Origin of the sequence: Thermodesulforhabdus norvegica (assembly GCF_900114975.1) — a bacterium.
GTDB lineage: Bacteria > Desulfobacterota > Syntrophobacteria > Syntrophobacterales > Thermodesulforhabdaceae > Thermodesulforhabdus > Thermodesulforhabdus norvegica.
This window is the reverse complement of record NZ_FOUU01000001.1, coordinates 301,648-315,636: the sequence shown is the minus strand read 5'-3', so window position 1 is coordinate 315,636 and position 13,989 is coordinate 301,648. Positions and strand designations below refer to the sequence as shown.

Genomic DNA, 13,989 nt, shown 5'->3' with positions numbered 1-13,989 from the left:
TCCTTGAAAAAGGCACGCCGGAGCGTGCCTTTTTGTCGGGGTTCCTTATTTGCGCTTGGCGGCGCGCTTGGATGCTTTGAGAGGGTTAAGCTTGATTTGCTGCTGCTGGAAGTTTTCAATCTTCACGTGAGTTGCAAAATTGCAAAATCCGGTTCTCCACTTAATTGCAGGATTGGGATAGGTCGAGCAGAATTTACCCGCATCGAGGGTCAAAATACGCTGGCAGCCTTCACACTGCTCGACTATCTGGTGACAGCTTCCACCGTTGTAGCTGCAACCTTTTGGGGTCATAAAGGCACATTCCATACCCGCTTTAACGGTCTGACAGATCATTTCCGGTTCACCTCCTTTGAGCTCTCTCCTGTTGACCGAACAAAAAGCGAGCAAATATTAAGCAAGAGAAGTCGCTTGTCAAGGATTTTTGAAGGGGTCGAAAAATTTTCGCCCCCCTGTCGATTGTTGTTACAAAGGCACTTCTTCTGAAAGGGACACACATGCAAAAAGCAAATCTCCCTTCGGCGGGCAATAATGCAGAGGTCAGAGTTCTCAGCAATTCCCGTTTCAAGTATTCGAGTTAGGCAACGGAATTTACGAGTTGTACGACCATGTCCACGGCCTGTTCAAAGGTCACCCTGCTTAAGTTTATTACTAAGTGGTAAAGGTGGGCGTCGTCCCACGAACGCTTGAAATAATGCTCGATGTACTTTGCGGATTCCCGTTCTTCACGTTCAATGAGCTCTTTTGCGCCCCTGTCGTCGAGATCGTACTTTTGCTTCAGTATGGCTATGCGCTCTTCCAGGTTTTTGACCACCCGAATGTGTACGGCCTTTGGGTGGTCTGCAAGAATACACTGTCCGCCCCATCCCACTATAATTACATTGTCCTGTTCTGCGGCTTTCAAAATCAGATCACGGGTAACTTCGTAGTAGCTACGATCGTCGAGCCTTCCGTAGCCTCTGTCGACTATTTTCTGTATTGTTGCAGCTGTGTAACGGTCGATGAGCTGAAGAAGGCGTGATTCACGACCGCGCCTTAAGAGGGAAGCTTCTGCCTCCGATATGTTGAGTTGTTTTGCGGCTTCCGTTATGAATTCTTTGTCCAGTATCGAATAGCCGAGTCTGGATGCCAGTTTTTCTGCAAAAACTTCGCTTTCCGCAGCATACTCTTTGCTGACTGTAACTATCGCCATGGCTCACCTCACAGGCCCGGGGGTTGTCGCTCTGTTATTGGTAGGAGAAACTACAAATAACCCCAACATTAACATTCTATCGCCCTCTTCCCTTTTGCACAATAGGAGAAGAGATTCATGATATTTTCTTCACAAGATGTGTTCATGACTTATTGCAACTATTTGCTATGTTAGTCAACGGTATTGTGGCATACTAACCTGGAATTCGGTCTATCTGCCGTGAAACGGGAGGTTACGAAGAAGCATGTTTGAAAATCTTACGGCAAGATTTGAAAAGGTTTTCAGGTTTCTTAAAGGGCAGGGAAAGCTTACGGAAGCAAATATAAAAGAGGCGCTCAGAGAGGTGCGTCTCGCTCTTCTTGAAGCGGACGTAAATTACAGGGTCGTAAAGGATTTCGTTTCCAGAATTCAGGAGCGTGCCGTCGGGCAGGAGGTGATGTCGAGCCTTACCCCCGGTCAGCAGGTTATAAAGATCGTTCACGAGGAGCTGATAAAGCTTCTGGGGGAGAAGGCAGAGCCTCTGTCGCTTAAAGGGCCGTCTCCTGTGACGGTGCTCCTCGTAGGGCTTCAAGGATCAGGTAAAACTACGACGGCGGCAAAGCTTGCCCTGAAGCTCAAAAAGGACGGTCGGCATCCCTGCCTTGTACCTGCTGATGTGTACAGACCTGCTGCGATAGAGCAACTCCGGGTTCTGGCGGGACAGGTTGGGGTTCCATGTTACGAACCGGGTCAGGGAGAAAGCCCTGAGTCAATCGTTAAGGCCGCCCTGAATTATGCCGGCTCTCAAAGGTGTGACACTCTCATAGTCGATACGGCGGGCCGTCTGCATATCGATCGGGATTTGATGGAGGAACTCCGGCGCCTTAAACAGATCCTTTCTCCTGAGGAAATTCTTCTCGTGGTCGATGCCATGACGGGTCAGGATGCCGTCAATGTTGCGGAAGCCTTCCATAAGGAGCTTTCCATAACGGGTGTTATTCTGACGAAACTCGACGGTGACGCCCGTGGTGGTGCGGCCCTTTCTGTCAGGGCTGTTACGGGATGCCCGATAAAGTTTGTCGGCGTGGGTGAAAAACTGGATGCCCTGGAAATTTTCCATCCCGACCGGATGAGTTCCCGTATCCTGGGCATGGGCGACATCCTGAGCGCCATCGAAAAGGCTCAGGAAGCCATTGACCAGGAGGAAGCGGAAAGGCTTTTCAAAAAGCTTCAGGAGGATAGCTTTACTCTTGAGGACTTCCGTGATCAATTGAGACAGCTGAGAAGGCTTGGGTCGCTCGATCAGATACTGAAGTTGCTTCCGGGCACGGGTATGCTAAAAGAGCTTCGCAATATGCATGTGGACATGAAGGAATTGATCCATGCCGAGGCTATCATCAATTCGATGACCAAAGAAGAAAGGCGTAAACCCGAAATAATAAACGCCAGTCGAAAAAGGCGAATTGCCCGTGGTAGTGGGACCTCGGTACAGGAGGTAAACAGAGTACTGCGGAGTTTCGAGCAAATGAGGAAGATGATGAGGCAGATGGTCGGGACGGGGCGCTCTTCAGGAACAAAGGCGGCAAAGAAGAAAAAGAGGCGGGCATTTTTCCCTTTCTAGTCTGTAAAAAATCGAGTAAAAAATATACTTTGATTTTCTCAAAGGTAAGCTGAAAAGGAAGCTGAAAAGGGGAGGTAGATAGGAAAAATGCCGGTAAGAATTCGTTTGGCTCGTCATGGTAGAAGGAAACGACCATTTTACTGGATTGTTGCAGCCCATTCAGAGGCGCCGAGAGATGGAAGATTTCTTGAGAAGCTGGGAACCTATAATCCGCTGACCGATCCGGCGGAGGTCGTGATCCGATGGGATCGTCTCCAGTACTGGCTCGATCAGGGAGCACAGCCCACGGATACGGTAAGAAGCCTTATAAAAAAGTATCGGAAACAAATGAATGAGTCTCAGGCTCAGGCTTCATAGTGGAGGATGCTCCCGCCCGCAAAGGTGTTACGACGGAGCGAGCAGGGTTGATGTGGCATACCAGAGTGGAGGGGTTGAGCTATGTTGAAAGAACTGGTTGAGCAGATGGCTAAAGCACTGGTGGATCATCCGGAACGCGTTCAGGTTTCCGAAATTGAAGGTGAGCAGACCTCTGTCATTGAGCTGAAAGTAGCGAAGGAAGATCTGGGTAAGGTCATCGGCAAGCAGGGTCGTACGGCTCGAGCTATGAGAACTATTCTCAGTGCGGCTTCGACAAAGCTAAATAAAAGGGCGGTTCTGGAAATTATTGAGTAGTATGGAAGGCGAAAGGATGGTCCCTGTGGGCAAAATCATCAGAGCTCACGGGGTCCGGGGTGGTGTTAAGGTATATCCCTATGGAGAAAGTTTTGAAGCCAGAGAGGAGGGGGAAAGCCTTTTCATTCTGACCGATGAAGGCTACAGGCCTTTGACTCTCAGGAGGATCCAGCGACAGCATCGTTGCTGGATCCTGACTTTCGTCGAAATAACCGATCGAAATAGAGCCGAGAGTCTTATAGGTGCCGAACTGTTCGTTCCGGAACGCGAACTGCCGGAAACCGGGGAAGGAGAATACTACTACTATCAGCTCATAGGCCTGGATGTCGTCTCGCAGGAAGGCGATTATCTCGGTACCCTTACTGGCATTATAGAGACAGGTGCAAACGATGTTTAGGTGATATCGAAGAGCGGGCGGGAAATTCTGATACCGGCGATTGAGGATGTCATCCTTAAGGTGGATCTCTCTGCGGGTAAGATGGTTGTAAATCTTCCGGAAGGTCTCGTGGAATAATGATTATAGATGTTCTCTCCATATTCCCTTCTTTTTTTTCTGGACCTTTGAATGAAAGTCTTCTCGGAAAGGCAATATCCCAGGGGCTTATCCGGGTCCGGGTACATGACATAAGGAAGTACGCAAGGGATAAGCATCGTACCGTGGATGATAGGCCTTACGGTGGGGGAGCCGGAATGGTCATGAAGCCCGAACCCATCGTCGAGGCAATAGAGGACTTGCAGAAGGAGTCGCCCAGAGGAACGGTCATACTGCTTTCTCCTCAGGGAGAGGTATTCACACAGGCTACGGCCCGTGAGTTGAGCGGGCTACCCAGAATAATTCTGGTTTGCGGAAGGTATGAAGGTATCGATGCGAGGGTGCTTAACTTTGTTGATAGGGAGCTTTCCATAGGCGATTACGTTCTCAGCGGAGGTGAGCCTGCCGCATTGGTTGTAATCGATGCCGTATCCCGGCTTATCCCGGGTGTTGTGGGAAACCTGGCTTCCGTTAGAAGTGAATCCTTTGAAGAAGGCCTTCTGGAATACCCTCAGTACACGAGACCCAGGATTTTTCGGGGACTGCCGGTTCCGGATGTTCTCATCTCGGGAAATCACGAAGCGGTAAAAAGATGGCGACGCAGTCAGGCGCTTCTTCTTACTAAACTGCGGCGTCCCGATCTTTTTGAACGATTGAAACTATCCGATGAAGACCTTGAATTACTCCGGGAAGCGGAAAGAGCTATGGAAAGAGAGAGCTCGGGAGAATATTAAATGGCCAACCTTTATCTGGCTCTTGTTCATTACCCTGTTCTTAACCGGCATGGAGAAGTAGTCGCTTCGGCCATAACCACAATAGACCTACACGATCTGGGAAGGACGGCAAGGACTTATGACCTGCCCGCCTGCTATGTCGTAACGCCTCTCGCGGACCAGATTGATCTGGCCAAAAGGTTAATAGCTCACTGGACCGAAGGCGTGGGAGGACAACTTCATCCCACCAGGAAACAGGCCCTGGAATTGCTCGTGCTCGTGCGGTCAATAGAGGAGGCAGTTGCCGATATTCGAAAGCGAGAGGATCGGTCCCCGGAAATATGGGCTACTTCGGCCAGACTGAAGAGTTCCCCAAAGTTGTTGGGCTATCGTCAGGCAGGTACCCGCCTGAAAGAAGGCTCTGAACCGGTTCTATTGCTCCTCGGTACTGCCTGGGGGCTTGCTCCGGAACTTTTTGAACGGGCCCATCGAATACTTGAACCAATTCGAGCAAATTCTTCGTATAATCACTTGTCTGTTCGCTGCGCAGCGGCTATTATGGTCGACCGCCTTCTTGGCGATAACGATAGGTATGAAGGAACGGAGGATGATAGCCATGGGCATTGATGTAATCGAAAGGATTGCTCGCGACCACATGAGGCTGGACATACCCGAGTTTCGGGTGGGCGACACCGTGAGAGTGCACTCCAAAATTAGAGAGGGAGATAAGGAGCGTATTCAGGTTTTCGAAGGCGTCGTAATCCGGAAACATCGTGGGACGACCAATGCTACTTTTACGGTAAGGAAGGTTTCTTACGGGATAGGGGTCGAAAGAATCTTTCCTTTGCATTCGCCCCTTATTGAAAAGATAGAGGTAGTCCGCAGAGGGCGTGTCAGAAGAGCAAGGCTCTATTATCTTCGCGATCGCTATGGTAAAGCGGCCCGTATCCGGGAAAAACGATAAGAAGTCTGCACTGTTTTTGAGGCTTGTTGAGTTTGATGAAACCTTTCGCAGGAAAGGATACGGTTGTATTGCGGGTGTTGACGAAGCTGGTAGAGGGCCACTGGCGGGGCCCGTGGTGGCCGCCGCCGTGGTGATGCCTGAAGGGATTGTTGTGGAGGGAATTGCCGACTCGAAATCACTCCCGGCGGGCGACCGTGAGCTTATCTTCTCAGAAATGATGCGGAAACGGTTGCCTGTAGGTATAGCCTGTATTCCACCTCATGTTATTGATAGGTTGAACATCCTCAGAGCTACTCATCTGGCTATGGCGAGAGCGGTGTTAAACCTTCCCGTCAAACCGAACCTGATACTCGTGGACGGCCCTCATCCAATTCCGGACCTGCCCATTCCCAGTCGTGCGGTTGTTAAGGGAGATTCAAAAAGCCTTGCCATAGCCGCCGCATCCATTGTTGCAAAGGTTTTTCGCGATCGTATCATGAAGCGATATGATGCCCTTTATCCGGAATACGGCTTCGGGAGGCACAAAGGATATCCCACCAGAGAGCATCTGGCCGCAATAGAGCGTTTTGGCCCCTGTCCGATTCACCGACTCAGCTTCGGAGGATTAAGAAGATGCAACGAAGAAGGACGGGGTCGAAGGCGGAAGCCTTTGCAGCTGACTTTCTTCGGAAACAGGGATGTTCCATCATCGAGCGTAATGTAAGGTATCCCTTTGGAGAGATAGACATTGTGGCTCTTCAGAAGGAGACGGTTGTTTTTGTGGAGGTACGTTCTTCCAGAGGTGGAGACTTAATACGCCCCTCGGAATCAATAGGAGCAAAGAAAATAGAGCGCCTGACGAGAGCGGCCTTCCGCTTCTTACAGGAACATCCCGTACTTCAGAAATCACCGGTACGCTTTGACTGCATTATTATTACAGATGTCAACGCCGATCCACGGATTTCGTGGATAAAAAATGCCTTTGAGCCTGCGCGTTTGTAATCAATGTTTTATGTGGTCGGAACCCCAATAGGCAATCTTAAGGATATAACCCTGAGAGCCTTAGAGGTTTTGCGTTCTGCCGATGTTATTTATGCCGAAGACACCCGGATTACCAGAAAGCTGCTTTCTGCTTATGATATTCATGTTCCACTCCGCAGTTTTCATGAGCATTCCCCTGAAGGCGTTGACGAGGTCATAATTAAGGGCCTGGAGAAGGGCTTGAAAATTGTCCTGGTCACCGATGCGGGAATGCCTGGTTTTTCGGATCCGGGTTACCGTATTATCCGCAAGGTTATAGAGCGAAACCTTCCGATGACGGTCGTACCCGGCCCTTCTGCCCTTCTGTGTGCCCTGCTCCTTTCGGGTTTTCCCCCTTATCCGTTCGCCTTTCTGGGATTTCCGCCTCCCAAAGGAAAAGCCCGACAGGAGTTCTTCCGCCTTTATGAAAAACTTCCCATGACTGTTGTTTTGTTCGAATCCCCCCACAGGATAGGTCGAACTCTGGAGGATATTTTGAACTACTGGGGAGACCGCCCTATGGTACTTGCCCGTGAGATGACAAAGGTACACGAGGAAGTGCTGCGGGGGAGTGTACGGGCCATTGCAGAAGCCCTGAAGGACAGGGGAAGCATTCGTGGTGAAATAACCCTCGTCGTTTCACCCGGATCTGAAAGAAGTAATGCCGCTGAAAACGGTGCTGGCTGGGAAGTTGAGCTGGCAAAGAGGCTCGAGAATCCGGATGCAGGGCTTTCCGACATCGTTAAAAGTGTATCCCGTGACTTCGGCGTGCCGCGTAATCTGGTTTACAGGAAGGCTCTCTCCGTTATTTCGAAAGACTCCGATAATAATCCATGATTTCCGTTCTGGTAAAAATCGGTTCCACATCGGCCACGAGTTCCATAATATTGCCTCTGCCGTTCATCTCCTCACGATCCACGAGAGCCACGACCTTGATGACTTCGAGCCCCGCCGTTCTGCACGCTTTTATTGCCTTTATAGTCGAGCCCCCGGTGGTAATAACATCATCAACGACCACGACCTTATCACCCGGCTGGAGGTTGCCTTCAATCTGACTCATCGTACCGTGTTCCTTGGGTTCTTTCCTGACCACGAAGGCTCTTATGGGCCTTCCTCTCAGCCATGAGGTGTAGGATACGCTGAGGGCGATGGGGTCCGCCCCCAGGGTTAACCCGCCTATTGCCCTGGCTTCCGTAGCCTGGATCATCTCGTAGATAATGTGACCGATCAGGTACTGGCCTTCGGGATCGAGGGTTACCTTTTTGCAGTTGAAGTAAAAGCAACTCAGACCTCCGTGTACGAGACGGAATACCGGCTCTTCTGAGAACTGAAAGGCCTTAACGGTAATGAGGTGCTTCAGTCTCTTTCGCAGGTCCTGAAGGTTCAACGAGTTTTCCATAAGAAAAGCCTCCTGTGCATTTATGGAAAATCAATCCCAGGTTAGCATTCTGATCAGCCGATCCCAGAAGCCTTCTTTTGAATTTTTCGATACCGATGGCACGGGAACCTGAACATCTCTGCGTTGTATTTTCTGAAGCTCTTCTTCCATCTTTGCCATTCTATCGTGTAACTGGGAGATTTCCTGACTCAGAAAAGCGAAGAGCTCTCTATAACGATCCTCAAGCCTCTTCAGCCCTTCTTCAGGCTTTCCAGATTGTAGCTCCAGTTCTTTTCGAAGCTGGGCGTTTTCAAACTCTTTATAGCTTAGCTCTTCTTCGAGTTCCCGGATTCGAAATCTCAAGGTATCCAGTTGTTCTATCCACTTAAGCTGCAGGTCTTGAAAATCAGCAAGATCTTCAAGCTTTGCCAGGATTTTCGTCAAAAGATCGTACTCGCTTTCGTTTCTGTCGAGAGCCGATCGCCTGTTAAGTTTCCTCAGCGCTTCGCGGGTTCGCACAAAGACCCTTATACTCCACTCAGGAATTTCCCATCGGCCTTCCTTCCATTCTGCCGATATCGTGCCCTGTCTTATGTTTTCCTCGATTTCTTCAACGGTTGTGCCCAGAATTTCTGCTGCCTTTTGAATGTCATAGACCATTGCCATTCTGCTCTCTTCGGTCAGGTCTGTAATTGTTTACATCTATGTTGTATCGCTTGATGATGTGTTGCAAAGCCTGTCTCTCAAGACCGCACATTCGGGCGGCCTGAGATATATTGCCTCCCGTTTTTTTCAGTATCTGTCCTATGAAGCGGTGATGAAACTCATGGAGAACGGCTTCCCTGGCTTCTCGATAAGAGAGGTTCGTGGGCACGGAAGTGGACCACGGTTTTCCGTTACTCCGTCGGGCGAAGCCTATGTGTTCCGGCCTGATTTCATCATCCACGGAGAAGAGGATTCCTCTGATTATCGTGTTTTCCAGTTCACGGATGTTGCCTTTCCATTCATATCCCAGAAATATCTCCATCAGCTCCGGGGTAACCCTTTTACGAGGGCGCTTCAGCTCTCGAGAGTACTTTTCCAGAAAAAATTCAACGAGCAGAGGGATATCCTCGCGGCGTTCTCTTAAAGGTGGAACATGGATGGGTACCACATTCAACCGGTAAAAAAGGTCTTCCCGAAAGGTACCATCTTTCATCTTTTGTTCGAGATCCTGATTGGTGGAAGCAACAACCCTCACATCAACCCGGATCGTTCTCGTGTCTCCCAGTGGTTTGATTTCTTTTTCCTGAAGTACCCTCAGCAGTTTGGTCTGAAGTCTGGGATCGAGGTCGCCTATTTCATCCAGAAATATGGTTCCTTTCTGAGCTTCCTCAAAGAGACCCTTTTTGTTCTGAGTTGCATGGGTGAAAGCTCCTTTACGGTAGCCGAAAAGCTCACTTTCAAGGATTTCTGCCGGGACGGCAGGACAATTCACGGCAACAAAGGGACCGTCACTCCTTGAACTGAGTTCGTGTATTGCTCTGGCGAGCAGTTCTTTTCCCGTTCCCGACTCGCCTCTGAGAAGCACCGTCATGTCCGTTGGAGCAACCATCCTTATGAGATCGAAGACCTTACGCATCGGTTCACTGCGACCGACTATATTACGAAATACTTCCTGAAACCGAACGCTCTGTCGCAACCGGAGGTTTTCCCTGAGCAGTTCTGTTCGCTCCAGGGCCTTTTTCAGGCTCATAAGGAATACGTCCTGCTCTACGGGCTTCGTTATGAAGTCGTAGGCCCCCTCTTTTATGGCTCTGACGGCAACTTCTATACAACCGTAGGCGGTTATCATGATTACCGTAAGCCAGGGATGGTTCTCCCGAACATATGAAAGAAGCTCGAATCCATCCATCCCCGGCATCTTTATGTCAACAAAGGCCAGATCTATGTGGTAATTTTTCAGTATTTCTACTGCCTCATAACCTGAAGTGGCCCTGTAAATTTCGCACTGCACCTCTTCAAGTATCAGCCTTTCCAGAAGCCGGATGAAGTCAATTTCGTCGTCCACTATCAAAATTGCCGGCTGGTTTTTGCCCATTCCCGTCGTTACCCTCCGTCACCGGAAATGTTATGGTAAAAGTGGTTCCTTTTTCCGGTTCGCTTTCTACGCTTATCGTCCCGCCGTGTTCTACGATTATGCCGTAACTTACCGACAAACCCAGTCCCGTACCCACTCCTGTAGGTTTCGTGGTGAAGAAGGGATCGAAGATTCTGGGCAGGTGCTCAGGTGGAATACCGCAACCGTTGTCGGATACCCGAACTGTCAGAAAGCCGTCTTTACATTCCGTTTCAACGCGGATAAGGCCGCCCCGGTTATTCATCGCCTGACGGGCGTTCATGAAGAGATTCATAAAAACCTGCTTCATTTTGTTTATGTCCCAGTGCATGGTGGGCACCTGGGGATCCAGGTGGGTTTCGAACTCCACGTTGTCAAGAGAGAACTGGTGCTTTAGGACCGATATAACCTCGTAAATGGCGTCGTGTATGTGGGCCGGTCCTTTTTTGGTGGGAGCACTCCGGGCAAACTTCAGCAGGTCTTCCACGATAACCTTGCAGTTTCGGGCATGTTTTTCGATCGTTTTAAGATCTTCGTAAAACTGATCTCCTGGCTCGCTACGGCGGAGCAACAACTGAGTGTATCCGAGTATAATCCCAAGAGGGTTGTTTACTTCGTGAGCAACCCCGGCCGCAAGCTGTCCCAGAGACGCCAGCTTGTCGGCTTGAAGAAGCTTCTTTTCCATATTCTTGCGCTGAGATATGTCCTTTACCCAGAAGTAAAAAAGTTCCCGGTCGTTTTCTCTGCTGCAAAATGCGCTTACCAGTACTTCTACGGGTACCGCTCCCTCTTTAATGAGCAGGTATTCTCGATCCCGGATCTCCGTGCCCGAAAAAAGCTCTTCCTTAAGGGTTTGCCACTCCCGGGGATTGGCAAAGCACTCGTAGAACCTCCGAGATGCTAACTCACTTTCCTTCCAGCCTATCATCTTCAGGCCTGCCGGGTTTATGTCCATAATGGAACCGTCCGGTTTCACTATTACCACCATGTCCCGGGAGACTTCAAAAAGGCGCCTGAATTTTTGCTCCGATATCGCAAGATCCCTGGTCCTTTCGGCTACCATCTCTTCTAAGTGCCTGTTGAGATAAAGTAGCTGAGTGTGCGCATCTTCAAGGGCTTTCTGATGAGCCATCATTCGCTGATATATTTTCCACACCCGTTCGAAGAAGAGCGTAATGGAGGCGACGACCACAAACATCAGCGTGTTTATTGCTCCACTGTAGGGCTGAAGAGCTTCCCATAAATCTGCGTGGTGAGTGCTGACCAGAAACCTCCGAAGTATGTGACCTACGGATCTGGAAACGGCAAATCCTGCCAGCCCGTAGCAGAACCACAGGAGATAGATCCACACGACATTATTGGGGTCCCGTCTTCTTAGCTGATGGCACTGCCATACACTGAGAAAGGCAAAAACTATCATCAAAACGGACCCGTAGAAATCCACAATCCATACAGGAAGCAGAGGCAGTGTCATGATGCGTCACCGCCCTTTTCCACACTTTTTAGATCGGCAAGAAGAGCCCTTAACCCCAGAAACCAGAATACAATGGCCGGTACACAGAGAAGATGATCCAATTTGGCCACGTAATAGACCAGTGCCAGCAACGGAGATGCCGATTCAATCCTTATGGCACCCTCCCATCCTTCAATCCCCTGAACCGTTGCAAAACCTTCCGTTCCGTCCAGATGATGAACCAGCATGGCATCGAGGTTCCAGAGCATAAAGAGTAAAGAAGCATGGCGAATATAACGCCACCCTCTGTGACGAATCAGTTCCATCTGTCTGAGCCAGTAAACGAGTATTCCCATGGAAAAAACGAAGAATAGATGGGCAAGCTGATGCGCATAAAGCCCTTCCGGTTCTGAATGAATCTGTGTGGCTACTGCCCTGTCCGAAACAAACACAACAAACAGGACGGCCAAGATTACTAAAAGAAACCTTCCTTTTCTCACTTGCAGATTATCCGATCTCATCAACCGCATAACTATCTGGATCCGCTCACATCGATCCTTGTTGAACTGCTCCAGAGACCGTGAATGTTACAGTAGGCAGAAGCCATCAAATAACCCGAGATACCCGTTTTAAACGCAAAAAGGGCTACGGGTTCCGTATAAACTGAACTGGTGTTCGGCCCCTCAACGGATGCACCATGAGCCCTGAATTCTGCACGGCCTACCTGAAAAGGAAACCTGGCTCCGTCAGGCTGAAAATAAAGCTCCACCCATTCAATATGATGCTCCGTTGTGTTCGGATGCGGAATTTCCTTGCCCACCGAAACGGTAACGTGTATCGTTTGATCCGGATAAACTTTTTCCGGTAATTCTATAACCGGTACGTGTTTTTCTTTCTTCCAATCGGCACTTTGATAGAGGTCTCCGATGTTCATCTCTTCCTCCTTTTTGTTCCTTTTCGAATCCTGTTACCCTGCTAGTGTACCCGAAAGATTTTGGCTTTCAAGCTTTGAAATCCCCGGGGCTTTCTATGATGGCTCCGGGTGTTTTGGTAAGTTTTTCGCAACCTGCGGAAATGGTGCTTTCCGGCTTTCTGGAGTGGTAGAGCCTTTTTTCGTGCCTTAAGGGAGGTAAGACCATGGGTGAGAGGTTTAATCCCTTTGCCATCGTTCAGCAACAGCTTGACAGAGCGGCCGAACGCCTGGGGCTGGATCCGGCGACTCATGAATTGTTGCGATGGCCCATGAAGGAACTTCACTTCACCCTGCCGGTTAAAATGGATGACGGATCGACCAGGGTTTTCAAGGCCTTTAGAGTACAGTACAACACGGCAAGAGGTCCTGCTAAAGGCGGCATTCGATGGCATCCTGATGAAACTATCGATACAGTAAGAGCCCTTGCCGCATGGATGACCTGGAAGACGGCCGTTGTTGATATCCCTTTGGGAGGCGGGAAAGGCGGGGTGGTTTGTAATCCCAAAGAAATGTCCCCCTCTGAGAAGGAAAGACTGGCACGGGCCTATGTAAGGGCAATTGCCGAGGCTCTCGGGGTCGATCGAGATGTGCCGGCTCCGGATGTTTACACGGACCCACAGATCATGGCATGGATGATGGATGAGTACGAAACGATTGTAAGGCGCCATCATCCCGGCGTGATCACCGGTAAGCCTCTTTCCGTCGGGGGATCTCCCGGTCGCTATGACGCAACGGCCCGAGGAGGAATCTACGTGCTCAGAGAGGCTGCAAGGGCCTACGAATTGAACCTGGACGGTGAGACTATGGCCGTGCAGGGTTTTGGCAACGCCGGACAGTTTGCAGCCCTGCTGGGCCAGCAGCTTCTGGGCCTTAAATTGGTGGCAGCTTCTGATTCCCAGGGCGGTATTTACAATCCTGGAGGGATAAATATCCCCGAGCTTATCAGGCACAAAAAAATGTACGGAACTGTGGTGACCTTTCCAGAGGGCGACAGGATAACAAACGAAGAACTCCTTGAGCTGAACGTTACGGTTCTATTTCCGGCTGCCCTTGAAAATGTCATAACCGGGGAGAACGCTTCCAGAATCAAAGCCCGTGTGATCTGTGAACTGGCCAACGGCCCTACAACGCCAGATGCCGATGACATATTGTTTGACAGGGGTATAATAGTATTGCCGGATTTTCTGGCAAATGCCGGCGGCGTAACGGTTTCCTATTTCGAACAGGTGCAGAACACCTATAATTTCTACTGGGAAGAGAAAGAGGTTCACTGGCGTCTGGATGAGGTCATGAAAAGAGCTTTCAGATCCGTTAAGGAGATGAGTGATCGGGAAGGAGTGCACATGAGAGATGCGGCTTACCTCGTTAGTGTTGCCCGTGTTGCGGAAGCCTGCAGGATCAGAGGATGGGTTTGATCG

Annotated in this window: 20 protein-coding genes; 12 read left to right on the top strand and 8 right to left on the bottom strand. The window is 49.9% G+C overall.

Annotated elements, in window-relative coordinates; genetic code table 11:
* Nucleotides 1-45: 45 nt before the first annotated feature.
* Both BM091_RS01545 and BM091_RS01540 read right to left on the bottom strand, forming a co-directional pair.
* Nucleotides 46-333: a PxxKW family cysteine-rich protein gene (locus tag BM091_RS01545; RefSeq protein ID WP_093392955.1), complete on the bottom strand. Its 288-nt coding sequence runs from the start codon at nucleotides 331-333 to the stop codon at nucleotides 46-48.
* Nucleotides 334-574: 241 nt separating this feature from the next.
* Nucleotides 575-1,189 carry a cytidylate kinase-like family protein gene (locus BM091_RS01540; protein ID WP_093392953.1) on the bottom strand — a complete coding sequence of 205 codons (615 nt, stop codon included), beginning with the start codon at nucleotides 1,187-1,189 and terminating at the stop codon, nucleotides 575-577.
* 244 nt (nucleotides 1,190-1,433) lie between these two features.
* Between BM091_RS01540 and ffh the strand changes: the two genes are divergently transcribed.
* The 11 genes from ffh to rsmI all read left to right on the top strand — a co-directional run bounded on the left by ffh (nucleotide 1,434) and on the right by rsmI (nucleotide 7,506).
* Entirely contained in the window at nucleotides 1,434-2,789 is a 1,356-nt protein-coding gene (gene ffh, locus BM091_RS01535) for a signal recognition particle protein (protein WP_093392952.1), read from the top strand.
* Nucleotides 2,790-2,876: 87 nt separating this feature from the next.
* Nucleotides 2,877-3,146, top strand: a complete 270-nt coding sequence (gene rpsP, locus BM091_RS01530) for a 30S ribosomal protein S16 (protein ID WP_093392950.1) — start codon at nucleotides 2,877-2,879, stop codon at nucleotides 3,144-3,146.
* Between the two features lie 81 nt (nucleotides 3,147-3,227).
* Complete coding sequence (locus BM091_RS01525) at nucleotides 3,228-3,461, top strand: KH domain-containing protein (protein WP_093392948.1); 234 nt, start codon at nucleotides 3,228-3,230, stop codon at nucleotides 3,459-3,461.
* A gap of 25 nt (nucleotides 3,462-3,486) precedes the next feature.
* Entirely contained in the window at nucleotides 3,487-3,858 is a 372-nt protein-coding gene (gene rimM, locus BM091_RS01520) for a ribosome maturation factor RimM (RefSeq protein WP_245735213.1), read from the top strand.
* Nucleotides 3,859-3,975, top strand: coding sequence for a hypothetical protein (locus BM091_RS14585; RefSeq protein WP_483887642.1), 117 nt, complete (start codon nucleotides 3,859-3,861; stop codon nucleotides 3,973-3,975). It abuts the gene before it with no gap.
* A complete protein-coding gene (gene trmD, locus BM091_RS01515; protein WP_342745443.1) occupies nucleotides 3,972-4,727 on the top strand; it encodes a tRNA (guanosine(37)-N1)-methyltransferase TrmD in 756 nt (251 codons plus the stop codon). Before BM091_RS14585 ends, trmD begins: the two co-directional genes overlap by 4 nt.
* Nucleotides 4,728-5,333 (top strand): RNA methyltransferase, encoded by a 606-nt coding sequence (locus BM091_RS01510; RefSeq protein WP_093392944.1) that lies wholly within the window; start codon nucleotides 4,728-4,730, stop codon nucleotides 5,331-5,333.
* Nucleotides 5,323-5,670, top strand: coding sequence for a 50S ribosomal protein L19 (rplS, locus tag BM091_RS01505; RefSeq protein ID WP_093392942.1), 348 nt, complete (start codon nucleotides 5,323-5,325; stop codon nucleotides 5,668-5,670). The genes BM091_RS01510 and rplS overlap by 11 nt, the downstream gene beginning before the upstream one ends.
* Nucleotides 5,636-6,373, top strand: coding sequence for a ribonuclease HII (locus BM091_RS01500; protein WP_093392940.1), 738 nt, complete (start codon nucleotides 5,636-5,638; stop codon nucleotides 6,371-6,373). The genes rplS and BM091_RS01500 overlap by 35 nt, the downstream gene beginning before the upstream one ends.
* A complete protein-coding gene (locus tag BM091_RS01495) occupies nucleotides 6,283-6,651 on the top strand; it encodes a YraN family protein (RefSeq protein WP_093392938.1) in 369 nt (122 codons plus the stop codon). Before BM091_RS01500 ends, BM091_RS01495 begins: the two co-directional genes overlap by 91 nt.
* A 3-nt stretch (nucleotides 6,652-6,654) precedes the next feature.
* Nucleotides 6,655-7,506: a 16S rRNA (cytidine(1402)-2'-O)-methyltransferase gene (gene rsmI, locus BM091_RS01490; RefSeq protein WP_093392936.1), complete on the top strand. Its 852-nt coding sequence runs from the start codon at nucleotides 6,655-6,657 to the stop codon at nucleotides 7,504-7,506.
* On the opposite strand, the gene pyrE is transcribed toward rsmI, so the two are convergent.
* Genes pyrE through BM091_RS01460 form a run of 6 tightly spaced genes read right to left on the bottom strand, consistent with a single transcriptional unit; the run spans nucleotide 7,475 to nucleotide 12,532 of the window.
* Nucleotides 7,475-8,068 (bottom strand): orotate phosphoribosyltransferase, encoded by a 594-nt coding sequence (gene pyrE, locus BM091_RS01485; protein ID WP_177193476.1) that lies wholly within the window; start codon nucleotides 8,066-8,068, stop codon nucleotides 7,475-7,477. The two genes, rsmI and pyrE, sit on opposite strands and share 32 nt — an antisense overlap.
* A gap of 30 nt (nucleotides 8,069-8,098) precedes the next feature.
* The gene (locus BM091_RS01480) at nucleotides 8,099-8,713 is read right to left on the bottom strand and encodes a coiled-coil domain-containing protein (RefSeq protein WP_093392934.1); all 615 of its coding nucleotides are present in this window, start codon (nucleotides 8,711-8,713) and stop codon (nucleotides 8,099-8,101) included.
* Entirely contained in the window at nucleotides 8,697-10,127 is a 1,431-nt protein-coding gene (locus BM091_RS01475) for a sigma-54-dependent transcriptional regulator (RefSeq protein ID WP_093392932.1), read from the bottom strand. Before BM091_RS01475 ends, BM091_RS01480 begins: the two co-directional genes overlap by 17 nt.
* Nucleotides 10,081-11,619 (bottom strand): two-component system sensor histidine kinase NtrB, encoded by a 1,539-nt coding sequence (locus BM091_RS01470; protein ID WP_093392930.1) that lies wholly within the window; start codon nucleotides 11,617-11,619, stop codon nucleotides 10,081-10,083. The genes BM091_RS01475 and BM091_RS01470 overlap by 47 nt, the downstream gene beginning before the upstream one ends.
* Nucleotides 11,616-12,098, bottom strand: coding sequence for a hypothetical protein (locus tag BM091_RS01465; protein ID WP_143083078.1), 483 nt, complete (start codon nucleotides 12,096-12,098; stop codon nucleotides 11,616-11,618). The genes BM091_RS01470 and BM091_RS01465 overlap by 4 nt, the downstream gene beginning before the upstream one ends.
* A gap of 32 nt (nucleotides 12,099-12,130) precedes the next feature.
* Nucleotides 12,131-12,532 carry a class II SORL domain-containing protein gene (locus tag BM091_RS01460; protein ID WP_093392926.1) on the bottom strand — a complete coding sequence of 134 codons (402 nt, stop codon included), beginning with the start codon at nucleotides 12,530-12,532 and terminating at the stop codon, nucleotides 12,131-12,133.
* Between the two features lie 203 nt (nucleotides 12,533-12,735).
* Here BM091_RS01460 and BM091_RS01450 point away from each other — a divergent pair, with 203 nt between their 5' ends.
* Nucleotides 12,736-13,986, top strand: coding sequence for a Glu/Leu/Phe/Val family dehydrogenase (locus BM091_RS01450; protein ID WP_093392923.1), 1,251 nt, complete (start codon nucleotides 12,736-12,738; stop codon nucleotides 13,984-13,986).
* The last annotated feature ends 3 nt before the right edge of the window (nucleotides 13,987-13,989 follow it).